Annotated in this window: 21 protein-coding genes; 12 read left to right on the top strand and 9 right to left on the bottom strand. The window is 71.2% G+C overall.

All coding sequences use genetic code 11. The annotated features are described in order from the left end of the window. Positions 1-713 precede the first annotated feature (713 nt). Positions 714-1808 (top strand): GlxA family transcriptional regulator, encoded by a 1095-nt coding sequence (locus G3A44_RS18760; protein ID WP_310734415.1) that lies wholly within the window; start codon positions 714-716, stop codon positions 1806-1808. 18 nt (positions 1809-1826) lie between these two features. On the opposite strand, the gene G3A44_RS18755 is transcribed toward G3A44_RS18760, so the two are convergent. The 8 genes from G3A44_RS18755 to G3A44_RS18725 form a co-directional block, all read right to left on the bottom strand. After that, positions 1827-2513 carry a LysR family transcriptional regulator gene (locus G3A44_RS18755; protein ID WP_203561470.1) on the bottom strand — a complete coding sequence of 229 codons (687 nt, stop codon included), beginning with the start codon at positions 2511-2513 and terminating at the stop codon, positions 1827-1829. Positions 2514-2561: 48 nt separating this feature from the next. Beyond that, positions 2562-2687 carry a hypothetical protein gene (locus G3A44_RS23985; protein WP_259373018.1) on the bottom strand — a complete coding sequence of 42 codons (126 nt, stop codon included), beginning with the start codon at positions 2685-2687 and terminating at the stop codon, positions 2562-2564. 109 nt (positions 2688-2796) lie between these two features. Next, positions 2797-3081 carry a CBU_0592 family membrane protein gene (locus tag G3A44_RS18750; RefSeq protein WP_163459286.1) on the bottom strand — a complete coding sequence of 95 codons (285 nt, stop codon included), beginning with the start codon at positions 3079-3081 and terminating at the stop codon, positions 2797-2799. Between the two features lie 7 nt (positions 3082-3088). Continuing rightward, positions 3089-4072 (bottom strand): porin, encoded by a 984-nt coding sequence (locus G3A44_RS18745; protein ID WP_163459285.1) that lies wholly within the window; start codon positions 4070-4072, stop codon positions 3089-3091. 77 nt (positions 4073-4149) lie between these two features. Further along, complete coding sequence (glyA, locus tag G3A44_RS18740) at positions 4150-5409, bottom strand: serine hydroxymethyltransferase (RefSeq protein WP_163459284.1); 1260 nt, start codon at positions 5407-5409, stop codon at positions 4150-4152. Between the two features lie 133 nt (positions 5410-5542). Further along, a complete protein-coding gene (locus G3A44_RS18735) occupies positions 5543-6535 on the bottom strand; it encodes a GlxA family transcriptional regulator (RefSeq protein WP_163459283.1) in 993 nt (330 codons plus the stop codon). A 41-nt stretch (positions 6536-6576) separates the two neighbouring features. After that, positions 6577-7473, bottom strand: coding sequence for a dihydrodipicolinate synthase family protein (locus G3A44_RS18730; RefSeq protein ID WP_163459282.1), 897 nt, complete (start codon positions 7471-7473; stop codon positions 6577-6579). A 47-nt stretch (positions 7474-7520) separates the two neighbouring features. Beyond that, positions 7521-8843, bottom strand: a complete 1323-nt coding sequence (locus G3A44_RS18725; protein ID WP_163459281.1) for an NAD(P)/FAD-dependent oxidoreductase — start codon at positions 8841-8843, stop codon at positions 7521-7523. Positions 8844-9059: 216 nt separating this feature from the next. Between G3A44_RS18725 and G3A44_RS18720 the strand changes: the two genes are divergently transcribed. Beyond that, complete coding sequence (locus tag G3A44_RS18720) at positions 9060-10187, top strand: ABC transporter substrate-binding protein (protein ID WP_163459280.1); 1128 nt, start codon at positions 9060-9062, stop codon at positions 10185-10187. A 186-nt stretch (positions 10188-10373) separates the two neighbouring features. Here G3A44_RS18720 and G3A44_RS18715 read toward each other — a convergent pair whose 3' ends face one another. Continuing rightward, positions 10374-11198 (bottom strand): IclR family transcriptional regulator, encoded by an 825-nt coding sequence (locus G3A44_RS18715; protein ID WP_163459279.1) that lies wholly within the window; start codon positions 11196-11198, stop codon positions 10374-10376. 294 nt (positions 11199-11492) lie between these two features. On the opposite strand from G3A44_RS18715, the gene G3A44_RS18710 reads away from it, so the two are divergent. The 10 genes from G3A44_RS18710 to G3A44_RS18665 all read left to right on the top strand — a co-directional run bounded on the left by G3A44_RS18710 (position 11493) and on the right by G3A44_RS18665 (position 21920). Next, entirely contained in the window at positions 11493-12335 is an 843-nt protein-coding gene (locus tag G3A44_RS18710; protein ID WP_163459278.1) for a cyclase family protein, read from the top strand. Between the two features lie 15 nt (positions 12336-12350). Beyond that, positions 12351-12722 (top strand): cupin domain-containing protein, encoded by a 372-nt coding sequence (locus G3A44_RS18705; RefSeq protein WP_163459277.1) that lies wholly within the window; start codon positions 12351-12353, stop codon positions 12720-12722. Continuing rightward, positions 12719-13537, top strand: a complete 819-nt coding sequence (locus G3A44_RS18700) for an SDR family NAD(P)-dependent oxidoreductase (protein ID WP_163459276.1) — start codon at positions 12719-12721, stop codon at positions 13535-13537. The genes G3A44_RS18705 and G3A44_RS18700 overlap by 4 nt, the downstream gene beginning before the upstream one ends. 4 nt (positions 13538-13541) lie before the next feature. Then, positions 13542-14516 (top strand): 3-hydroxyacyl-CoA dehydrogenase family protein, encoded by a 975-nt coding sequence (locus tag G3A44_RS18695; protein WP_163459275.1) that lies wholly within the window; start codon positions 13542-13544, stop codon positions 14514-14516. 28 nt (positions 14517-14544) lie between these two features. Beyond that, on the top strand, positions 14545-15486 hold the full coding sequence (gene kce / locus G3A44_RS18690; RefSeq protein WP_163459274.1) for a 3,5-dioxohexanoate:acetyl-CoA acetone transferase: 942 nt from the start codon (positions 14545-14547) through the stop codon (positions 15484-15486). A gap of 141 nt (positions 15487-15627) precedes the next feature. Continuing rightward, positions 15628-17010: an outer membrane beta-barrel protein gene (locus tag G3A44_RS18685; protein WP_163459273.1), complete on the top strand. Its 1383-nt coding sequence runs from the start codon at positions 15628-15630 to the stop codon at positions 17008-17010. An 18-nt stretch (positions 17011-17028) separates the two neighbouring features. Continuing rightward, positions 17029-18237, top strand: coding sequence for an amino acid ABC transporter substrate-binding protein (locus G3A44_RS18680; protein ID WP_163459272.1), 1209 nt, complete (start codon positions 17029-17031; stop codon positions 18235-18237). Between the two features lie 25 nt (positions 18238-18262). Further along, the gene (locus G3A44_RS18675) at positions 18263-19138 is read left to right on the top strand and encodes a branched-chain amino acid ABC transporter permease (protein ID WP_163459271.1); all 876 of its coding nucleotides are present in this window, start codon (positions 18263-18265) and stop codon (positions 19136-19138) included. Continuing rightward, complete coding sequence (locus tag G3A44_RS18670) at positions 19138-20133, top strand: branched-chain amino acid ABC transporter permease (RefSeq protein WP_163459270.1); 996 nt, start codon at positions 19138-19140, stop codon at positions 20131-20133. Before G3A44_RS18675 ends, G3A44_RS18670 begins: the two co-directional genes overlap by 1 nt. Further along, entirely contained in the window at positions 20130-21920 is a 1791-nt protein-coding gene (locus tag G3A44_RS18665) for an ATP-binding cassette domain-containing protein (protein WP_163459269.1), read from the top strand. The genes G3A44_RS18670 and G3A44_RS18665 overlap by 4 nt, the downstream gene beginning before the upstream one ends. Positions 21921-21956: the final 36 nt, after the last annotated feature.

Genomic DNA, 21956 nt, shown 5'->3' with positions numbered 1-21956 from the left:
CCCGGGCCACCGGCACCGCCGCGCCCGCCCGGCAGGCCGGGCAGGTCGTGCATGGCGCGCCCGCCGAGCAGGCCCGCGCCCTGCTGGCCCACCTGCGCGGCCTGGCCCTGGTGCCTGGCGGCGCGGGCGGCTGAAACCCTGGGGGGATATTCCTCCCATACCCGTCAATCTCCCTTTGATCAGGCCGGTCCGGCACGCTGCGGCGTGCTGGACTGGCCTTTTTTCGTCCGGGTTTTGGACATGCGCGTAATCACCGGGTTGCAGGTTTTTGAAACTGTTGTGAAATAGGGCACTGAAAAGGCACTGTGTTGGTGCCGCATGCACCGGGTCCTGGCCGGTCAAACCCCGGTGTGCACGGTTTCAAGCGGGGTTTTGCGCCAGGGGCCGGCCGGCTGGCCCCACCGGCCCCGCGGGCCGGGCGCCGCCCGGTCGCAAGGCTTGGCACAGGTTCTGCTTTCCATCGTTCAAGTCCTGTCGGCGGCGCCCCTGTGCGCCCCCGGCAGACGCGCAGCACGAGCGTTCTGATGACCCCATGGCCAGGCCTGTTCCCGTCCCCCGCGCCGCGATGGCGCGGCGCGCGCGCACGGGGGTCGGCCGCCGGGGTCCGGACCTTGCCCGCCTTACCTGCCGTCGAGGTGTAGTCCATGGTTTCGTCGTCCCACGTCCATCCCCAGGTTCGCCATATTGGGTTTCTCCTTCTGGAGAATTATTCGATGATCGCCTTTGCCAATGCGGTGGAGGTGCTGCGCATGGCCAATCTCACCAGCCGGCGCGAGCTCTATACCTGGACCGTGGCCCATGTGGAGGGACGACAAACCCCGGCCAGCAACGGCCTGGTTTTGGCCGGGGCCGCCGAGCTGGCGGCGCTGGACCGCTGCGACATGGTGTTTGTCTGCGGCGGGGTCGAGGTGCAGAAGGCCATCTCCGACACCGTGGTGGCCGACCTGCGCCGGCGTGACGGCCTGGGCCAGACCCTGGGCGGCCTGTGCACCGGCACCCACGCGCTGGCCGTGGCCGGCGTGCTCGACGGCTACCGCTGCGCCGTGCATTGGGAAAATCTCACCGCCCTGCGGGAGTCCTATCCCCATGTGGATTTTGCGCAGGAGGTGTTTGTGATCGACCGCCGGCGCATCACCGCCTCGGGTGGGGTGGCGCCCCTGCACATGATGCTGCACCTGGTGCGCCTGCATCACGGCCACAAACTCGCCTTGGCCATTTCCGAGCAGTTCATCGTGGACCGGCTGCGCGACCAGTCCGACCAGCAAAAGCTGCCCCAGCCCGAATTTGTCGGGCCGGGTTATGAGCACCTGGTCGAGGCGGTGGAGCTGATGGCCGCCAATGTGGAGGAGCCGCTGCCGCTCTCAGAGATCGCCGAGGCCGCGGGCATCTCGCTGCGGCAGCTGGAGCGCCTGTTCCACCGCTACTACCAGGTCACGCCGGCGCAGCACTACCTCTCGCTGCGCCTGCGCCGGGCGCGGGAGCTGCTGTCGCACACCAGCGCACCCATCATGCAGATCACGGTGGCCTGCGGCTTCCAGACCGCCTCGCACTTCTGCAAGGCCTACCGGGCGTTGTTTGGTCACTCGCCCAGTGAACACCGCCGCCAGGGCGGCGGCCAGGGCGCGGTGCATGTGGGCAAGGGCCGCAGCCGCACGCCGGCCGAGCGGGGCGGCCTCATCGAGCTGGGCGAACGGCGTGAGGCCCCCGTGCCCGCCCCGGTGCCGATGCCCATGCCCATGCCGATGCCGATGCCCATGATTCCGCTGGCCGACATGGCGCGCGGGGCGGCCATGTACGCCTGGGCCTGAGGCCGTGGGCCGGGCGGGTCAGCCTGTGGGCTGGCTCAGCCGCCCGGCCAGCCACTCCACGAAGATGTCGCGCATGGGGTGGGTCTTGCGGCGGGTTGGCAGCAGCAGGTTGTAGCGTCCCTCGGGGAAGACGCTGGCCTGGCCCAGCCGCACCAGAGAACCGTCTGCCAGGTGGTTCTGCACCAGCAGGTGCCAGCCCAGCGCCACGCCGTGTCCGGCGCGTGCGGCCTGCAGCACCTTGGTGTAGTGGTTGAAGCGCAGCGCCGGTTCGGCGTGGCGTGGGGTCAGGCCGGCGCGGTCGAACCAGTCGGCCCAGGTGTACCCGCTGCGGTCCGGAATGTCCTGGCCGATCAGCTCACAGCGCCCGTCGTCAAAGGGCGGAACGCCAAAGCGCACCAGCGCATCCACCTCGCCGGCGGCCAGATTCAGTCGCGCGTCTTGCGAGACGATGCGGATCTGCGCTGAGGGGTAGCGCTCGCGGAACTCGGCGATGCTGGCAAAGCTCAGGGCCAGCGACGCCGCCAACATCTGGCAGGCGGGCGTGGGCTCGACCGCGCGGTGGCGACGCACGAACAGCACCGTGCCGAGCTCGCGCTCCAGCAGTGCGATTTGGCGACTGATCGCTGCCTGGGTGACGCCGCAGCTCCTGCGCGGCTGCAGTGAAGCCGCGGTAGTGCACCGCGGCCTCCAGCACCCGCAGGGCATTCAGAGAGGGGAGATGGCGCAGACGGGTCATGCGGCAACAGGCCCGCTTCAGCGGTCGGGAGATCGAGCGCTGAACACGCCGGCGGCGGCGATGAGCGCGCCGCCGGCCACGCTCCAGGCGTCGGGCACCTCACCCAACAGCAGCAGGCCGCCCACGGCCGAGCAAGCCGCCACGGCCGCCAGGATCAGGGCGGTGTCCGGGGTGGGCAGGGTCCGGTCGCTCAGGACCAGGGCGGCCGATACGGTGGCAAAACCCAGGCCGCTGGTCAGCCGGCGGCGCGGCTCACGGCCGGGGCTGCGCCGTGGGGGCGGCCTCAGGCCGGCCGGCGCTGCCGGGCCGGTCGCGGCGCCACCAGCCCACCACCGTGAGCAGGAACCAAAAGGCCTGCGACAGCGCCGAGGCCAGGTTGAAGTCCTGGCTCAGCGAGATCAGCAGGCACACCGGCCCGATCAGGTTGAGCGAGGTCACCAGGTGGCTGCTGGGCGGGTGCCGCAGCACCTGCACACAAAAGTAGGCCACCATGTAGACGGCCACGCCCAGCAGCCCGATGAGGTCGGTGATCGCCATGCGTGACTTAGAACGAGTAGGCCACGCCCACGCCGTAGACGGTGGCGCTGTCGCTGGTGAAGGTCTTGCGGGCGGCGTCGCCATAGACCGTGGTGCGGGCGTTGACGGCATACGAGACCCCGGTGCCGATCACACGGGCGGCGCGCACCTCGTCCACCTTCACTTCACCCCAGCCGGCTTTGAGCGTGGTGGCGCCCAGGCTGTATTCCAGGCCGGCCGTGAGGGACTTGGCCTTGGCGCTGCCGGCTTCGCTGACGTTGTAGGCCACCATCACCGCCACCGGGGCCAGGTTCAGGCGGGCACCGGCGAAGGAGTCGGTGTCGTCGGCGCTGTTGCGGCTGCGGGCCAGCATGAAGGCGGTGCGCTCGTGGTTGAAGTTCAGCGACACGCCCAGGGGCCGGGTCTTGGCGGTCTGGGCCTTCTCGGGCGAGGTGCTCAGGTGCACGGTGAAGCCGTCCAGGCTGGGCGAGTCGTAGAACACGCCGCTGTTGAGGCGGCCGTATTCGGCCGAGCCGCTGTTGCCGGTGGGGTCGGAGGCGTAGTGGTAGTGCCAGGTCTCCCAGGCGGGCGAGGCCACGCGGTCGAAGTTGCCCCAGGGGTCGAACTGCCAGTCCTGGCTGTTGACGGCGTCCAGGCGGCGGCCGGCCTGCACCGAGCCGAAGGCGCCCTTCAGGCCCACGGTGGACTCGCCGTGCCAGAAGGGCTTGCTGGCCGATTCCTGGCTGCCGTCGTCCGGGTTGAAGCGGTGGCTGAGCTTGAAGGTGGCCTTCAGGCCGTCACCCAGGTCTTGGCTGCCGCTGAAGGCGATGTGGCTGCGCTGGACCGGGCCCAGGTTCCAGCGCTGGTCGGCGCTGCTGCGGTACAGCCCCAGGTCGATCATGCCGGAGAGGGTCAGGCTGGCGGGCTCGGCGGCCTGGGCGAAGGGGGCGGTCAGGGCCGCGAGGGCCAGGGCCAGGGCCAGGACACGGTGTTGGCGAGGGCTTGCTTGCACGAGGGAACTCCTAGGAGGGCAGGACAGCGTGACGGCCCGACCGCCGGGGCGGGCGGGGCCGGATCCGGGTGTTGCGGTCACCCGTAGACCGGAAAGTCGTGGACCAGGTTGGCGACCTGGTGGCGCACCGCGCTGAGGGTGGCCGGGTCTTGCGGCCGGTCCAGCAGGTCGGCGATCAGGTGGCCCACCAGGCGGGCCTGTTCCTCGCGGAAGCCCCGCGTGGTCATGGCCGGCGAGCCCAGGCGCACGCCGCTGGTGACCATGGGCTTCTCGGGGTCCTGCGGGATGGCGTTTTTGTTGACCGTGATGTGGGCCTGGCCCAGCAGGGCTTCGGCAGCCTTGCCGGTCAGGCCCTTGGCGCGCAGGTCCACCAGCATCAGGTGGCTCTCGGTGCGGCCGGAGACGATGCGCAGGCCGCGCTCGGTCAGGGTCTGGGCCAGGGCGGCGGCGTTGGCCAGCACCTGGCGCTGGTACTGGCGGAACTCCGGCGACAGCGCCTCTTTGAAGGCCACCGCCTTGGCGGCGATGACATGCATCAGCGGGCCGCCCTGCAGGCCGGGGAAGACGGCGCTGTTGATGGCCTTCTCATGTTCCGGCCGGCACAGGATGATGCCGCCGCGCGGGCCGCGCAGGCTCTTGTGCGTGGTGCTGGTGACGATGTCGGCGTGCGGGATGGGGTTGGGGTAGACGCCCGCCGCGATCAGGCCGGCGTAGTGCGCCATGTCCACCATCAGCAAGGCGCCCACGTCCTTGGCCACCTTGGCAAAGCGCTCGAAATCGATGCGCAGGGCGTAGGCCGAAGCGCCGGCGATGATCAGCTTGGGGCGGGATTCGTGCGCCTTGCGCTCCATCTCGTCGTAGTCGATCTCTTCCTTCTCGTTCAGGCCATAGCTGACCACGTTGAACCACTTGCCGCTCATGTTGAGCGCCATGCCGTGGCTGAGGTGGCCGCCTTCGGCCAGGTTCATGCCCATGAAGGTGTCACCGGGCTTCATCAGCGCCATGAACACGGCCTCGTTGGCCTGGGCGCCGGAGTGCGGCTGCACGTTGGCGGCCCAGCCGTGCTGGTCGGCGCCAAAGAGCTGCTTGACGCGGTCGATGGCCATCTGCTCGGCCAGGTCCACGAACTCGCAGCCGCCGTAGTAGCGCCGGCCGGGGTAGCCCTCGGCGTACTTGTTGGTGAGCTGGCTGCCCTGGGCGGCCAGCACCGCCGGCGAGGTGTAGTTCTCGCTGGCGATCAGCTCGATGTGCTGTTCCTGGCGCTGGTGTTCCTGCTGCACGACGGCCCAGAGATCGGGGTCGACGGCCTTGAGGGTCTGCTTGCTGTAGCTGAACATGATGGGAGGACTCCGTGGAGGCGGTGGGGGAATGGCCTCATGTTGTCGGGGCAGGCGCGGCGGCGCGGGGCCGTTTGCGTCAGGAAGCAGGCCGGTCGAGACATGTCCGGACCCGGCCTGGGGGGCTGCCCGCTCAGTTCATGGCGCGGGCCTGGCGCAGCTGGCGCGGGCTGAGCTGGAGCGACTTGCGCACAAAGCGCGAGAAGCTCGCCCCGTCCTGGAAGCCGCACTCGAAGCTCACCTCGGTGACGTCCAGGTCGGTGTTCTGCAGCAGCCAGCGCGCGCGCTCCAGCCGCAGCTTGCTGCGGTATTCCGCCGGGCTCAGGCCCACGTCCTGCTGGAAGCGGCGCTCCAGCTGGCGCCGGCTGATGCCCAGCGGCTCGCACAGCTGCTCGATGGGGGCCGGTGCGTGCAGCTGTTGCTCGATGAGCAGCATGGCCTTGCGCACCACGGTGTCGCGCGAGCCCACCGAGACCACCTGTTCGGGCTGCAGCGTGCGCGAGGGCAGGGGCTGCTCCTCGATCATGATGCGCAGGGCTTTGACGGCGCTGGCGCGGTTGATGCGCCGCTCGATGATGTGCGCGGCCAGGTGGACCACGCTGGTGCCGCCGGCGCAGGTCAGGCGGTCGCGGTCGACCACGAACATCTGGTTGGTGATCAGGCTGGCGCCGGGGAACTCGGCGCGGAACTCCTCTTGGTGGAACCAGCTCACGCAGGCCACGTAGCCGTCCATCAGGCCGGCCCGGGCCAGCACGAAGGAGCCGGTGCACAGGCCCACCAGCTGCACGCCGGCGGCGGCGGCCTCGCGCAGGAAGGCGGTGAGCCGGGCCGGCACGCGCTGGCCGCCGTGCAGCAGGCCACCCACCACCACGAGGTAGTCGTAGCGGCCCGGCGACTCCAGCGGTGCGGTGGGTGCCACCGAGGCCCCGCAGCTGGAGACCACCGGCCCCTGGGCGGTGTCCAGGATGTCCCAGCGGGCCAGCAGCGCGCGGCTGCGGTCGCCTTCGTCGGCGGCCAGGCGCAGCGCGTCGACGAAGCCCGCGAAGGCGGTCAGCGTGAAGCGCGGCGCCAGCACAAAGCCCACGCGCAGCCGGGGCGGGGTGGCGTCGGGACACGGCGGTCTCATGGCGGGATCTCCTGGCGACGGGCCCGGGGCGGTGTGCCGGCTCAGCCGGTGATGGCGGCCACGTCGCGGCGCAGCGTGGCCACGACCTGGGCCAGGTGGTCCTGCTCGGCGGCCGTCAGGGCCTGCAGCGGCCGGCGCACGCCACCGGCCTTGAGCCCGACCAGGGTGCAGCCGTGCTTGATGGACTGCACGAACTTGCCGCCTTCGAGCGCGTCCATCAGCGGCATCATCGCCGCCATGAGGCGGCGGCCCTTGTCGAAGTCGCGCTCCAGCACGCAGGCGCGGTAGAGGGCCACATGCTCGCGCGGGACGAAGTTGGAGCCGGCGCACACCCAGCTGCGCGCGCCCCAGGCGAAGAACTCCAGCGCCTGGTCGTCCCAGCCGCAGGACAGGGCGATCTGCGGGTGGCGGCAGGCCAGGCGGTGCACCCGGCCCATGTCGCCCGAGCTTTCCTTGATGGCCGCCACGTTGGCGCAGCCGGCGATGGCGTCGAAGTACTCGTCTTCCATGTGCACGCCCATGCGCGCCGGGTAGTTGTAGAGCATGATCGGCAGGCCCGCGGCGGCGTCCACCGCCAGGGTGTGGGCGGCGTTCTCGGCGGCGGTGGGCAGGGCATAGGGCGGCGAGCCCACCAAGATGGCGTCGGCGCCCAGCTCGCGGGCGGCGCGGGCATAGGCCACCGACTCCTCGGTGCGGATGGCGCCGGTGCCCACCACCAGCGGCAGGCGGCCGGCCAGCACCGCATGGGCGCGGCGGGCCAGGGCGATGCGCTCCTCAGCGGTCTGCGCGTAGTACTCGCCGGTGGAGCCGCCGATGACGATGCCGTGCACGCCAGCCTCCACCAGCGATTCCAGCACCTGGTCAAAGGCGTCCAGGTCCAGGGCGCCGTTGGCGTCCAGCGGGGAGATGGCGGGGGTGTAGATGCCTTCGAATTGCATGGTTTGGATTCCTGAGGTCAAGGGGGAGGAAGGGGCGCGGGGCGGGCTCAGCATTCGCGGCCGGCGCGCTGCTGGCCCCACATCAGGCTGAGGTTCACGCCCAGGGAGAGGAAGGGCTGCGGCGGGTTGCGGTTGGGGCCGTCGGCGCCCAGGAGGAAGTCGATGAGGCCGCCGCGCTCGCCGGCCAGCCAGTCGGCCAGCAGCTTGCCGGTGGCCGTGCCCCGGGTCACGCCCAGGCCGTTGCAGCACAGCGCACCCGAGACACCCGGGCGCAGCGCGCCGAACTGCGACTGGTGGTTGCGCGCCAGGCTCAGGGCGCCGCCCCAGGTGTAGTCGAACGTCACCTCCGGCAGCATCGGAAAGCGCTGCGCGAAGGAATGCAGGTGGCGGTGCACAAAGCGCGCCGCATGCCGCGGCCGCGAGCGGCCGTCGGGGTTGAAGCTGAAGCTGTTGCGGATCAGCAGGCGCTGGTCCACCGTGCGCCGCACCGTGGTGCCGAAGGGGTCCGCCGGGATCACGCCCCAGCAGCGGTGGCCCCCCAGGCGGGCCTGCTCGGCAGGGGTCAGCGGGCGGGTCAGGCTGGCATAGGTGAACACCGGCAGCATCGCCCCGGGCAGGAAGCCGAAGCTCATGCCGAAGGCGTTGTTGGTCAGCACCAGATGCTGCGCGGTGAGGCTGCCGCCGGCGTGGCGCAGCACGGTGGCGCCGCTGCCGTACTCCACCCCGGTGATGGGCGTGTGCTCGTACAGCGTCACGTTGGGCGGCAGGCTGTCGGCCAGGCCCTTGACCAGCGCCGCCGGCTGCACCAGCACCGTGCCGGGGGTGAACAGCGCCTGGCGGTAGAAGCGCGTGCCCAGGTGCTCGGGCAGCTGCTGGCCGCCGATCATCTCGTAGGGCTGGCCCAGCTTGTCCAGGCCGCGCCGGTAGGCCTCCAGCACCGCCACGCCGCGGTCCTCCACCGCCGCCTGGTACTTGCCCACGGCGCGCATCTGGCAGTCGATGCCGTGGCGCTCCACCCACGCCTTGAGCAGCGACTGGCCGGTCAGGTTCAGGCGCAGCACCGTCTTGGCGGTCTCGATGTCCCCGATGTAGTCCTCCGCGCCGATGTCGTGCGGCAGGTCGATGGCAAAGCCGGCGTTGCGGCCCGAGGAGCCCCAGCCCACCTCCTGCGCCTCCACCAGCACCACCTCCTGGTCGGGAAAGTGCAGGGCCAGCTGGCGTGCGGCGGCCAGGCCGGTGAAGCCCGCGCCCACCACCACCCAGGGCGCATGGCTGTGACCGGTGTGGGCAGGCCGGGCCTGGCGCTTGGGGCTGAGGTGGAACCAGCCGCAGGTGGCGTCGTCAGCGGGCAGGGAGGTGACAGCGGGCATGGGGTCGTTTCAGGCTGTGCGGGCAGCCCCGCCGAAGGGCGGTGGGCGGCCGCCCGGAGAAGGGGTGTCCGTCAATGTCTACAAACAATAGACATATTGTATTTAAAATGGACGACGGGTGTGCAAGCCCCTGATGACCCCTGCAAACCCTTGCACGCAACGCCTGTCCCGCCGCCCCTGCCGCCGGCGGTGCCCGCCCGCAAGAAAGGACGTCCCATGACCCTCCTGTCGCCGCAGCCCCTTGGGGCCTGCGTCCGCCGGCGCCGCCCTGGCGCCACCCTGCTGGGCTTGGCCCTGGCCCTGGCCGGCCTGGCGCCCGGCGCGGCCCGGGCCGCGGGCGAGGCCGCCGCCGACCTCACCTTCACCTCCTGGGGAGGCAACTTCGCCCAGGCGCAGATGAGCACCGTGGTGCAGCCCTACATGGCCAAGACCGGCCTGAAGGTGCAGATGGCCGAGTACGCCGGCGGCCTGGCGCAGCTGCGCCAGCAGCGCGCCGCCGGGCGGGCAGAGTGGGACGTGGTGGACCTGACCATGACCGACGCCCTGGCCGCCTGCAAGGAGGGCCTGCTCGAGCGCCTGGACCCCGCGCAGCTGGCGCCCGGCCTGGGGGGCGAGAAGCCGCAGGACGACTACATGCCCGGCGGGCTGACCGACTGCCTGGCCGGCACCATCGTCTGGTCCACGGTCATGGTCTACAAGCGCCAGGCCCGCACCGAGCGCGACCCAAACTCCATCGCCGACCTGTTCGACGTGCAGCGCTTCCCCGGCAAGCGCGGCCTGCTGCGCTCCCCCGAGGGCAATCTGGAGTGGGCCCTGCTGGCCGACGGCGTGCCGGTGGACAAGGTCTATGCCGTCCTGTCCACGCCCGAGGGGGTCAACCGGGCCCTGCGCAAGCTCGACACGCTGCGCCCGCACATCCGCTGGTGGGACACGCCCATGACCCCGCTGCAGTGGCTGGCCGACGGCGAGGTGGTCATGGCCAGCACCTACAACGGCCGCGCCTACGGCGCCATGCTCAAGGGCGCGCGGTCCCTGCGCTTCATGTGGGACGGGCAACTGCTCAACATCGCCGGCCTGGGCATCGTCAAGGGCACCCGGCGGCCCGACGTGGCCCGGGACTTCGTGCGCTTTGCCACCCGCCCCGACGTCATGGCGGCCATGGCACCGCTGATGGCCTATGGCCCCACCCGCACATCGGCCAGCACGCTGATCGACCCGGTGCTGGCCCACCTGCTGCCCAGCGCCCCCTGGTACCGCAAGCGCTCGATCCAGGTGGATGCGGCCTGGTGGGCGCAGCACGGCGACGCGCTGCGCCAGCGTTTTGAGGCCTGGCTGGCGCGCTGAGCGCCACAAGCGCCTGCAGCGCTTGTGGCGGATGCCGCGCCTGCTGCGCCGGCCATCGGCGGACGCCGTGTTCCCCTGAACCCTGCCCGGGAGGGCAGGCGCAGGTGGCGGCCATTTCAGAGGACGCGAAGGACGGGCGCCGGCGGGGCGCCACCTGCCGCGGTCTTCACCCGCCGGCGCGGGGTCTCAGCGCCCGTTGAGCTGCTGCTGCAGGCGTCCGCCCAGGCTGAGCAGCAGCTCACTCACCTGCCCGCGCATGGCCTCAAAGCGCTGGGTGGGCACGGGCACCGAGAGCGCGGCCATCTCACCGCCGGGCAGCACCAGGGCGGTGGCCAGGGCGCAGATGCCCAGGGAGTTTTCCTCCAGGTCGGTGCCCAGGCCGGTCTCGCGCACGCGGGCCAACTCGGCCTCCAGCACCGGCCAGGCGGTGAGGGTGTGCGCCGTCAGGCGCAGCAGCTTCAGGCGCGGCCGCAGGTTGGCCAGGGCGCCCGGCTCCAGGGCCGCCAGCATGGCCTTGCCCGGGGCGGTGGCGTGCAGCGTGAAGGACACGCCAATGGCCGATTCGGCCCGCAGGCGGTGAACGCCGGCGATCTGGTCCACGAAGACCAGCTTGTCTCCGTCCAGCACCGAGAGGTCCACCGTCTCGCCGCACAGGCGAGAAATCTCCTGCAGCGTGGGCCGGGCGATCTCGGCGATCTCAAAGCGCGTGGCCGCAGCCAGGGCCAGCAAGGCCGGGCCTAGGCGCACGCCGCGCGTGGGCGAGGCGGCAATCACCAGGTTCTCTTCGTCCAGCGCGTCCACGATGCGCTGCACCGTGGAGCGCGGCAGCTTGAGCAGCTTGGCCAGCTCGCCCAGTGACAGGCCGGCCGGATGGTCTTTGAGCGCGCGCAGCACGGCCGCGGCGCGGGCGATCACCTGAATGCCGCCCTTGTCGGGCGTGGCGCGGCCCTCGTCGGGGCGCTTGTCGTCGTCGGGGCCGCTGGGGGTGGCGGTGGAGTCCTCGGCCTTCATGGGTTTTGGGGCACTTTTCTGCGATGGGGTCTGGCGCCGGGCGCGGTGCCGCGCGGCATGTCGGCCGCAGTGTGCCAGCCCATCGGCCCGGTCGGCCCGGGTGGGTTTCCACCAGTGCGCAAGGTGGTTTTCTTCCCACACACTCCGCTCCCAATGAATCGCATTGCGATACAGCTGTACCGAATAACGATACAGCAAACGCGGCGAATCAGACCCACATCGGCTTCCGCCCCGCAGGCGGCGGCCATCCCCGTTCGGCCGCTCGCCTGGGCGGCACCCTGCAAGGAGCGCGACATGACCCTCGATATCCGCGGTACGCAGTACCAGGAGAACCTCAACAACGACATGGGGCTGGAGTTCTATGACCTGAGCCACCCCTGGGGCCTGGGCCAGCCTTGCTGGCCTTACTTCGAGGACGTGAAGATCGAGCGTCTGCACTCCATGGCCAAGAGCGGCGTGCTCACGCAGCGCATCACCACCGTGATGCATTCGGGCACCCACATTGACGCGCCGGCGCATGTGGTCGAAGGCACCGCCTTCATGGACGAGGTGCCGCTGCCGCACTTCTTCGGCACCGGCGTGGTGGTGAGCATTCCCAAGGGCAAGTGGGAGGTGATCACCGCCGAGGACCTGGAGAAGGCCAGCCCGCAGATCCGGGAGGGCGACATCGTCATCGTCAACACCGGCTGGCACAAGACGTATGGCGACAACCGCCAGTACTACGCCTACTCCCCCGGCTTCTACAAGGGCGCGGGCGAGTGGTTTGCCAAGAAGAAGGTCAAGATGATCGGCACCGACACCCAGGCGCTGGACCATCCGCTGGGCACGGCCATTGGCCCGCACGGCCCGGGCTGGCCCCACGGCCTGCTGCCGGACGTGAACCGCGAGTACGAGCGCGAGACCGGCCGCAAGGTGATCGAGGACTTTCCCGAGTGGGAGCCCTGCCACCAGGCGATCCTGAAGGCCGGTATCTGCGGCATTGAGAACGTGGGCGGCGACATCGACAAGGTCACCGGCATGCGCGTCACCTTTGCCGCCTTCCCGTGGCGCTGGAAGCAGGGCGACGGCTGCATCGTGCGCCTGGTGGCCATCGTCGACCGCCAGGGCGGCTACCGCCTGGCCAACGGCCAGGACTGAAGCCAAGGCGCCGCCATGCACATCAAGCGATTTGGTCAGGCGGCCCCTTACGAGGCGCCAAACCACTACGACATGCGGGCCCTGCGCCTGCAGGGCTTCGAGGCCGGTGGTCCCGGGCAGTTCTGGGTGGGCCTGTCCCACCTGCTGCCCGGTGGGGGCGCCGGCCCCGACAGCTCGGCCCTGGAGAAGGTGTACGTGGTGCTGGCCGGTGCGGTGAACCTGAAGACCGCTGGCGAGGAGGCCGTGCTGGGCCCCCTGGACAGTGTCTGCATCCCGCCCGGCGAGGTGCGCGAGATGCGCAACCACGGCAACGAGGTGGCCACCCTGCTGGTGGTCATGCCGTACCCGCCCGGGGGCGCGCCCCAGGGCCAGGAGAAGCGTTCATGAGCACTGCCGAGACTTCAACCCAATGGCTGCGCCAGCCCCAGGACCTGTTCAGCGTGCGGGGCAAGGTGGCCGTGGTCACCGGCGCCTCGGGTGCCTTTGGCAGCCTGGCGGCCCAGGTGCTGGCCGGCGCCGGCGCCCGCCTGCTGCTGGCCGCCGGCAATGCCGCCGCGCTGGAGGCCACCGCCGCCGCCTGTCGCGACCTGGGCGCCCAGGTGGTCACCGTGGCGCGCCGGCCCAGCACCGACGCCGACTGCGCCGCCATCATGGACGCCGCGCTGGAGGCCTGGAACGCGCTGGACATCCTGGTGGTGGCCTCGGGCCTGAACGACCCGTGCCCCATCATCGACATGCCCCTGGCGCGCTTTGAGGGCGTGATGGAAGGCAACGTCACCAGCCCCTGGCTGCTGTGCCGCGCCTTTGGCCAGCGGGTGGTGCCGCGTGGCACCGGCGGCAAGGTGGTGCTCACCTCCTCGGCCCGGGGCAAGTTGGGCCACCCGGCCGGCTACAGCGCCTACTGCGCCAGCAAGGCCGCCACCGATGGGCTGACCCGCGCCCTGGGCTGCGAGTGGGGCCGGCACGGCATCACCGTCAACGCCATCGCGCCCACCGTGTTCCGCTCGCCGCTCACCGCCTGGATGTTCGAGGACACCGAGAAGGCGCGCACCGTGCGCGAGGGCTTCCTCTCCCGCGTGCCGCTGGGCCGCTTGGGCGAGCCGGAAGACCTGGCCGGCCCGCTGCTCTTCCTGTGTTCGCGGGCCAGCGACTTCCACACCGGCCACACCGTCTATGCCGACGGTGGCTACACCGCGGGCTGACGCCATGGCTGATCTTGCACACATCGCCGTCGTGGGCGCGGGCCTCATGGGCCACGGCATCGCCCAGGTCTTCGCCGTGGCCGGGCACCCCGTCACGGTGACCGACCCCAGCGCCGAGGCCCTGGCCTCGCTGCGCGGGCGCATTGCCGCCAACCTGATCGACCTGGGTCAGGACGCCGCCGCCGCCCAGCAGGTGGCCCAGCGGGTGACGCCCCTGGCCGACCTGGCCCCGGCGGTGGCCCGGGCCGACGTGGTCTTCGAGGCCGGGCCGGAGAACCTGGGCTTCAAGCAGCGGCTCTTTGCCGAGCTGGAAGCCCTGTGCCCGGCCCACACCCTGCTGGCCAGCAACACCTCGGTCATCCCCATCACCGCCATCATGCAGGGCCTGAAGACCGGCCACCGCGCCCTGGGCACCCACTGGTGGAACCCGCCCTACCTGGTGCCGCTGGTGGAGGTCATCCGCACGCCCGAGACCGACCCGGCGCTGGCCCAGCGCATGGCCGACCTGCTGGCCGCCGTGGGCAAGACGCCGGCCCTGGTGGCCAAGGACGTGCCGGGTTTCATCGGCAACCGCCTGCAGCATGCCCTGTGGCGCGAGGCCGTGGCCCTGGTGGCCGACGGTGTGTGCGACGCCGCCACCGTGGACACGGTGGTCAAGGCCAGCTTTGGCCGGCGCCTGCCGGTGCTGGGCCCGCTGGAGAACGCCGACCTGGTGGGCGTGGACCTGACCCAGGCCATCCACCAGACCGTGCTGGCCGACCTGAACCGCGACACCGCCCCCAACGCCTACCTGCAGCAGCTCATGGACCAGGGCCGCCTGGGCATGAAGACGGGCCAAGGCTTTCGCGCCTGGACGCCCGGCGAACAGGCTGCCTTGCGCGCCCGGGTGCTGGCGCACCTCAAGGCCATGAACGCGGCTGAAGCCGCAGCCGAGAGGGTGGCCGAACACCCTGCTGACGTCACAGCCCCGCCCCGCTGATCCTCCCCCTACCCAGGAGCACGCCCCCATGGCACGCCCAGCCCAGAAGGTGATCATCACCTGCGCCGTCACCGGCGCCATCCACACGCCCAGCATGTCGCCGCACCTGCCGCTGACGCCCGCCCAGATCGCCGAGCAGGCCATCGAAGCGGCCCAGGCCGGCGCCGCCATCCTGCACCTGCATGCCCGAGACCCCGCCGACGGCCGCCCCAGCGCCGATCCCGAGGTCTTCGCCCAGTTCCTGCCGGCCATCCGCGCGGCCACCGACGCGGTCATCAACATCACCAGCGGCGGCAGCACCAAGATGACCCTGGCCGAGCGCCTGGCCCCGCCGCTGCGCTTCAAGCCCGAGATGGCCTCGCTCAACATGGGCTCGATGAACTTCTCCATCCATCCGGCCGCAACCCGGATCAAGGACTGGAAGTACGGCTGGGAGCAGGCCTATGTGGAGGGCACTGAAGACATCATCTTCCGCAACACCTTCCGCGACATCCGCCACATCCTGCAGGACCTGGGCGAGGGCTGCGGCACGCGCTTCGAGTTCGAGTGCTACGACGTGGGCCACCTCTACAACCTGGCGCACTTTGTGGACCAGGGCCTCATCAAGCCGCCGTTCTTCATCCAGACCATCTTTGGCATCCTGGGTGGCATCGGCCCCGACCCGCAGAACGTGACCTTCATGCGCGAGACGGCCAACCGGCTGTTCGGGGCGGACAGCTACCAGTGGTCGGTGCTGGGCGCGGGCCGCCACCAGATGGGCCTGCTCACCGCCGCCGCGCTGCAGGGCGCCCATGTGCGCGTGGGCCTGGAGGACAGCCTGTACCTGGGCCGCGGCCAGATGGCCCGCAGCAACGCCGAGCAGGTGCGCAAGATCCGCCACCTGTTGGAAGAACTCGGCTTTGAGATCGCCACGCCGGCCGAGGCGCGGCAGATGCTGGCCCTCAAGGGGGCTGCCCAGGTGGCGTTCTGACGCGGCCGCCAGCGCCTGAGCACACCACGCCAAGTCACCGCCTGTCCCTGCTTTCCACCGCCGCCGGCGCACCCTAGCCGAGGGGGCTCAAGCCCCCCACCTGCCGGCACCCGCACCCCACCGCTCGAGGAGACACCCGAGATGAACGCACTGCCTTTGCCCACGCCTTCGCCCACGCCCCTGGCGCGGGCCTGCGTCCTGGCCTGCAGCCTGCTGGCCGGCGCCCCCGCCCTGGCGGGCGAACCCGAGGACGACGGCCCCCCGGCCGCGCCCTACGCGCTGTTCGAGCGTTTCAACGCCGCCACCGGCTGGAACGCCAGCGGCTACTTGCAGCTGGGCTGGTCGGCCAACGATGCCAGCACCCACAACCAGGCCGCGGCCGGCCACTCCAACTTCCCCGTGGTGGGCCCGGCTGACGAAGGCCTGCAGCTCAATGCGCTGGCCCTGGTGCTGGAGCGCCCCATGGCGCGCACCAACCTGCTGCCGCGCATCACCCCCACGCCGGGCCCGGTGCCCTGGGAGTTTGACTGGGGCGTGCACGCCGAGCTGACCTATGGCCGCAACGGCCTGCCCGCCGGGATGCTGGGGCTGGATGCCGAGTGGGGCCTGAACCGCACCCCCGCCGGCACCGCCCCGGGCAGCACCCGCCAGAACTACCTGGCCCTGCCCCAGGTCTTCGCCCAGGCCTACCTGCCGGTGGGGCTGGGGGTGGCCTTCACCGTGGGCCGCTTCGGCTCCGGCGTGGGCAGCGAGATTCCGCCCGACTGGCGCCCCGGCCCCAACTTCTTCTACTCCAAGGCTTATGCCATGGTGGCCCAGCCCGACCAGGTGGCGGGCGTGCTGGCCTCGGCCAACCTCATGCGCAGCGACTGGGGCCTGCTCATGGGTGAGGCGGGTGTGGTCAATGGCCGCCAGAACTGGCAAGACAACAACGGCGACAAGAGCTGGGTGGGCGCCCTGCGCTGGCGCAGCGGCGACATGGCCACCTGGGTGGACTACAGCTTCATGCGCGGCAACGAGCAGAACGAGCCTGGCGGTGTGGTGCAGATGCCCGTGGCCCGGCTGATCTCGCCGCGCGGCCAGCTGCGCCAGCACCACAGCCTGTCCTTCACCAGCCATCCGGCCAACGATGTGGAGCTGCATGGCGAGCTGCTGTGGGGCCGGCAAGACGGCGACGGCCGTGCCGACACCATCGACGTGCTCACCGGCCCGGGCTTTGCCGGCGGCAGCTGGCGCGGCGCCAACGCCCGGGTGCTGTGGCGCACCGCGCCCGACCGCCAGTGGGGCGCGCGGCTGGAGACCTTCCAGGACCGCCAGGCCCAGGCCCTGTTTCCGGTGACCGCCGTGGCCGGGGACTTCAACGCCCTGACCCTGGGCCTGCGCCAGGACCTCACGCCCAACGTGGTGTTGCGCCCGGAGATCCGCCATGACTGGCAAAGCCACCACGGCAGCGCCCAGGCCTTTGGCGGCGGCCGCGCCAGCCGGCAGACCACCCTGTCGGCCGACGTGCTGGTGTTTTTCTGACAACGAGGAGACAAGACCATGGCCAACTCAAACTTGAAGCAACTGGCATCCGCCACCGTGGCCGCCGCCCTGGCCGCCACCCTGATCAGCCCCGCCGCCCAGGCGGCCGACGAGGTGCTGATCGGCGCCTCCCTGCCCCTGTCGGGCCCGTTGGCCGGTTTCGGCCTGTACCAGAAGTGGGGCTACGAGACCGCCGTCAATGACCTCAACAAGGCCGGCGGCCTGCTGGTGGAGGGCCGCAAGCTGCCCGTGCGGCTGATCGTGCGCGACGACAAGACCGACCCCAACGTGGCCGCCAGCAACACCCAGACCCTCATCACCCGCGACGGGGTGGTGGCCATGCTGGGCTCGTGCACGCCGGCGCTGGTCAATGCCGGCGCCCTGGTGGCCGAGCGTCGCAAAGTGCCCCTGGTCACGGGCTGCGCGCCGCTGGGCGCCTTCAAGATGGTGCGCAAGTGGCAATACGCCTGGGCCCTGTTCTTTGACGAGGTGGACCTGTCCTCCGCCCCCTTCAAGCTGCTGGCCGACTACAGCCTGGCCACCAACAAGCGCCTGGCCATCCTGGCCGACAACGGCCCCGACGGTGTCGTGGTGGGCGGTCAACTCTGGCCCATGCATGCCCAGACGCATGGCTACACCGTGGTCCACAACAGCAGCTTTCCGGTGGACGCGCAGCAGTTCACCGCCATGATTGGCGAGTCCCGCGCCGCCGAGGCCGAGGTGGTGCTGGTGGACGCCATTCCGCCGCAGGCCATGGCCATCCGCAAGCAGATGGCCTCGGCCGGCTTCCAGCCCAAGCTCCTGGTGATGGAAAAGGGGGCCGAGCCGGAAATGTTCGCCCAGGGCCTGGGCAAACTGGCCGAAGGCGTGCTGGTGGGCGGCTACTGGGACCCCAGCTTCCCTTACCCCGGCGCGGCGGAGCTGGCCAAGCGCTTTGAGCGCGAGACGCGCCAGACCCAGAGCCAGCACATCGCCGACAGCCATGCCGCCGCGCAGGTGCTGCTGGACGCCATCGCCGCCGCGGGCACCCTGGACCGCGAGAAGATCAACGCCGCCATTGGCCGCACCGACAAGTCCTATGTGGTGGGCCCGGTCAAGTTCGACGTCAACCACACCTCGCGCATTCCCATCACCCTCATGCAGTGGCAGGGCGGCAAGCCGGTGGTGGTGTGGCCCAAGGACCGCGCCAACGGCAAGCTGATCTTCCCGCTGCCGGTGGCGCAGTGAGCGCAAACGACGCAAGGAGATGACCATGCCTCATCCTGAGGTGGTCGCCAGCAGCCTGGCCTCGGGCCTGCTGCTGGGCGGCATGTTGGCCTTGACCGCGCTGGGCCTGTCGGTGGCGCTGGGGGTGATGCGCCTGGTGAACCTGGCCCACGGCGAGTTTCTGGTGCTGGGTGCCTACCTGGGCTTTTACCTGCTGGCCTTCACCGGGCTGGATCCGCTGCTGGCGCTGCCCCTGGTGGGCCTGGCCATGGCGGCCCTGGCCTGGCCGCTGCAACGCCTGCTGGTGGCGCCCCTGGCCGGCAAGGGCATGGAGGCGCCCATGATGACCATGTTCGGCGTGTCCATCATCCTGCAGAACCTGTTCGTGCAGGTCTTCAGCGCCGACAGCCGCAGCATCGACCTGCCCTACGCCGCCCGCGCCCTGCACCTGGGCCCGGTCACGGTGCCCTGGCTCTACCTGCTGGGCTTTGGCCTGTCGGCGGCGCTGGTGCTGGCCGTGCATGGCCTGGTGGCGCACACCGGTTTTGGCCGGGCACTGCGCGCCAGTGCGGCCGACCCCGCTGCCGCGGCGGCCTGCGGGGTGGACGTCCGACGCGTGCATGCCTTGGCCTTCGCCCTGGGGGCGGCCTGCGCCGCCATGGGCGGGGTGCTGCTGGGCACCGCCTTCTCGTTCAACCCCAGTGGCGGCGCCACCTACCTGCTCATCAGCCTGGCGGTGGTGGTGTTGGGCGGCATCGGCCACATCCTGGGCACCCTGCTGGCGGGCATGGCCATGGGCCTGCTGCAAAGCGCCGGGGCCCTGTGGTGGGGCGACGGCTACCGCGACCTGGTGGGCCTGGTTCTGTTCCTGGTGGTGCTGGCGCTGCGGCCCACCGGTCTGGTGTCGAAAGGAGGCCGCTGATGGCCACGCATCTTCCGGGCGGCGCCGTGCTGGCGCCGGCCGCCTCATCCCAGGTCCCGATCTGGCGCGGCCCGGCCGGCGCCCTGCTGGGCCTGGCCCTGGCCTGGGCCGCACTGGCCCTGGGCGCCACCCAGGCGTCGGACTACGTGGTGGAGCTGGGTTTTCGCCTGGCCCTGCTCATTGTGTTGGCCGAGGCCTGGAACCTGCTCGCCGGCTACGGCGGCCTGGTCTCGCTGGGCACGGCCTCGTTCTTTGGTGTGGGCGCCTATGTGCTGGTGGGCCTGTGCAACCAGGCTGGCTGGCCCTGGCCGGCCGCCTGGGCGCTGAGCGCGCTGGGCGCCGCCGGGCTGGCGGCACTGGTGTCACGGGCGGTGTTTCGCCTGCGCGGCCTGTACTTCACCGTGGGCACCCTGGCCCTGGCCGAAGCGCTGCGCCTGTTCATGGTCAATTTCGCGCCCTTTGGCGGGGCCACCGGCCTGTTCCTGGCGGCCGATCCGCCCGACAGCCGCCACCTGCTGCAGTGGGCGCTGGGCCTGCTGGCCGCCACCACCCTGCTCATGAGCGGCTTGACCGCCTCGCGCCTGGGCCTGTTGCTGCGCGCCGTGCGCGATGACGAGGACGCGGCCTGCCAGATGGGCGTGCGCCCCTTCCGCATCAAGTTGCTGGTGTTCATGCTGGCCAGCGCGCTCACCGGCCTGGCCGGCGGCCTGCAGGCGCTGAAGCTGGGCACGGTGGAGCCCTACGCCACCTTTGGCATGGGCTGGACGGTGGCCGTGCTCTCGGTGGTCATCATCGGCGGGCAGGGCCGGCGCGCCGGGCCGGCGCTGGGCGCGGTGTTTGTGCTGGCCCTCTCCGAGCTGCTGGCCGACGCCCCGGCCCTGCACCTGGCCATCACCGGGTTGATCCTGATCGTGGTCATCCGCCGTGCGCCCCAGGGCCTGGCCGGCCTGCTGGAGCAGGCGTTGGCCCGGCGTGCGCGAGGAGGGCGGCCATGAACACCCCCCTGGCGGGCGCCGCCCGCCGTGACCCGATGACCTTGCCCCCTTCTGCCATGACGTCCCCTGCCTTGACCACCCCCGCCACCCCCACCGGCCGCCCCCGGCCCGCCCCGGGCACCCGCCTGCTGCAGGCCGAGGGCCTGGTCAAGCGCTATGGCGGGGTGGTGGCCACCGACCAGGTCAGCCTGCAACTGGATGCCGGCGAGGTGCTGGGCATCATCGGCCCCAACGGCGCGGGCAAGTCCACACTCATCGGCCTGCTGGGCGGGGCGCTGGCGCCCAGCGCCGGGCGCATCGTGCTGGCCGGTGAGGACGTCACCGCCCTGGCCGCCTCCGAGCGGGCGCGCCGCGGCGTGGGCCGCACCTACCAGATCCCGCGCCCCTTTCTGGACATGACCGTGCGCGAAAACCTGCTGGCCGCGCGCTTTGCCCTGCACCCCTGGGGCTCCCGCGCCGAGGCCGAGGCCGCCTGCGACCGCATCCTGGCTCGCTGCGGCCTGGCCGACGCCGCCCACGGCCCCGCCCGCAGCCTGCCCCTGCTGCGCCGCAAGCGCCTGGAGGTGGCCCGCGCCCTGGCGCTGGAACCCCAGCTGCTGCTGCTGGATGAGGTGGGCGCCGGCCTGGTGGACGCCGAAGTCAGCGAGCTCATCGCCCTGATCCGCAGCCTGCGCGCCGAAGTGCCCGGCATCATCCTCATCGAGCATGTGCTGCGGGTGGTCAAGGAATGCTGCGACCGGCTCATGGTGATCCACTTTGGCAAGCTGTTCGCCCAGGGCCCGGTGCAGCAGGTGCTGGCCAGCGATGAGGTGGCCGCGGTCTACCTGGGCACAGGGCAAGGCGGGGCGGGCAACACGGCGCCTGCGGATTCTGCAAGCCCTGGCGCCGCCGCTGGCGGATCCGCCAGTGGATCCGACGCGGGATCGAGCGGCTGGGTGCCGCTGCCCGGCGAGCTGCCCGGTGAGGTGCAGCCCGGCGCCAGGGCTGTACCGGGCAACCCGGCCGCCGCCCGCCTGGCGGGGTTGCAGGGTCTGGTGGCCCCGCGCCCGGCGCCTGGCGTGCCGGCCGCCGACACGCCGCTGCTGGCACTTCAGGGCGTGCACGCCGGCTATGGCCAGGCGCGGGTGCTCAACGGCATCGACCTGCAGGTGCGGCCCGGGCAGGTGGTGGCCATTTTGGGCACCAACGGGGCGGGCAAGACCACCCTGGCCCAGGTCATTGGCGGCGCGCTGGCACCCAGCGCCGGCCAGCTGTGGGTGGACGGGCAGGACGTGACCGGCCGCCCCGCCCACCACATTGCCCGCCTGGGCTTGGCCCAGTGCCTGGAGGGTCGGCGCATCTTTCCCAACCTGAGCGTGCAGGAGAACCTGCTGCTGCCCGCGCGCAAGCTGCCGGCGCCTGAGCGCCAGGCCCGGCTGGCGCAGGTGCAGGCGCTGTTCCCAGACCTGGCCGAGCGCGCCCACCAGCCTGGCACCAGCATGTCGGGCGGGCAGCAGCAGATGCTGGCCATTGGCCGCGCCCTCATGGCCCGTCCGCGCCTGGTGGTCTTTGACGAGATCAGCCTGGGCCTGGCCCCGGTGATGATGGATCGGCTCTACCAGGCCCTGGCCCAGCTCAAGGCCGCCGGTTTGACCATGCTCATCGTGGAGCAGGACGTGGAGCGCGCCCTGGCCCTGGCCGATGAGGTGCATGTCATGGAGCATGGCCGCTTCGCCCTGTCGGGCCCGGCGCGTGCCGTGCGCGAGGACCCACGCCTGCGCCACCTCTACATCGGCACCGCCGATTGACGATCTTCCAGACTTCCCAACCCGGCGCGTCGGCAT

Source organism: Ideonella livida, assembly GCF_010499455.1.
In the GTDB taxonomy this organism is placed as follows: domain Bacteria; phylum Pseudomonadota; class Gammaproteobacteria; order Burkholderiales; family Burkholderiaceae_C; genus Ideonella; species Ideonella livida.
The sequence above is the reverse complement of the archived record's forward strand: the minus strand, read 5'-3'. Positions and strand labels throughout refer to the sequence as shown.

Bases quoted from the DNA above. Each gene is read 5' to 3' on its own strand.
- kce (WP_163459274.1), top strand. From the start codon at position 14,545: ATGGCACGCCCAGCCCAGAAGGTGATCATCACCTGCGCCGTCACCGGC.
- G3A44_RS18725 (WP_163459281.1), bottom strand. From the start codon at position 8,843: ATGCCCGCTGTCACCTCCCTGCCCGCTGACGACGCCACCTGCGGCTGG.
- G3A44_RS18665 (WP_163459269.1), top strand. From the start codon at position 20,130: ATGAACACCCCCCTGGCGGGCGCCGCCCGCCGTGACCCGATGACCTTG.
- G3A44_RS18720 (WP_163459280.1), top strand. From the start codon at position 9,060: ATGACCCTCCTGTCGCCGCAGCCCCTTGGGGCCTGCGTCCGCCGGCGC.
- G3A44_RS18700 (WP_163459276.1), top strand. From the start codon at position 12,719: ATGAGCACTGCCGAGACTTCAACCCAATGGCTGCGCCAGCCCCAGGAC.
- G3A44_RS18680 (WP_163459272.1), top strand. From the start codon at position 17,029: ATGGCCAACTCAAACTTGAAGCAACTGGCATCCGCCACCGTGGCCGCC.
- G3A44_RS18670 (WP_163459270.1), top strand. From the start codon at position 19,138: ATGGCCACGCATCTTCCGGGCGGCGCCGTGCTGGCGCCGGCCGCCTCA.
- G3A44_RS18695 (WP_163459275.1), top strand. From the start codon at position 13,542: ATGGCTGATCTTGCACACATCGCCGTCGTGGGCGCGGGCCTCATGGGC.
- glyA (WP_163459284.1), bottom strand. From the start codon at position 5,409: ATGTTCAGCTACAGCAAGCAGACCCTCAAGGCCGTCGACCCCGATCTC.
- G3A44_RS18735 (WP_163459283.1), bottom strand. From the start codon at position 6,535: ATGAGACCGCCGTGTCCCGACGCCACCCCGCCCCGGCTGCGCGTGGGC.
- G3A44_RS18755 (WP_203561470.1), bottom strand. From the start codon at position 2,513: ATGCCCTGCGGGTGCTGGAGGCCGCGGTGCACTACCGCGGCTTCACTG.
- G3A44_RS18715 (WP_163459279.1), bottom strand. From the start codon at position 11,198: ATGAAGGCCGAGGACTCCACCGCCACCCCCAGCGGCCCCGACGACGAC.
- G3A44_RS18750 (WP_163459286.1), bottom strand. From the start codon at position 3,081: ATGGCGATCACCGACCTCATCGGGCTGCTGGGCGTGGCCGTCTACATG.
- G3A44_RS18675 (WP_163459271.1), top strand. From the start codon at position 18,263: ATGCCTCATCCTGAGGTGGTCGCCAGCAGCCTGGCCTCGGGCCTGCTG.
- G3A44_RS18685 (WP_163459273.1), top strand. From the start codon at position 15,628: ATGAACGCACTGCCTTTGCCCACGCCTTCGCCCACGCCCCTGGCGCGG.
- G3A44_RS18760 (WP_310734415.1), top strand. From the start codon at position 714: ATGATCGCCTTTGCCAATGCGGTGGAGGTGCTGCGCATGGCCAATCTC.
- G3A44_RS18710 (WP_163459278.1), top strand. From the start codon at position 11,493: ATGACCCTCGATATCCGCGGTACGCAGTACCAGGAGAACCTCAACAAC.
- G3A44_RS18705 (WP_163459277.1), top strand. From the start codon at position 12,351: ATGCACATCAAGCGATTTGGTCAGGCGGCCCCTTACGAGGCGCCAAAC.
- G3A44_RS18730 (WP_163459282.1), bottom strand. From the start codon at position 7,473: ATGCAATTCGAAGGCATCTACACCCCCGCCATCTCCCCGCTGGACGCC.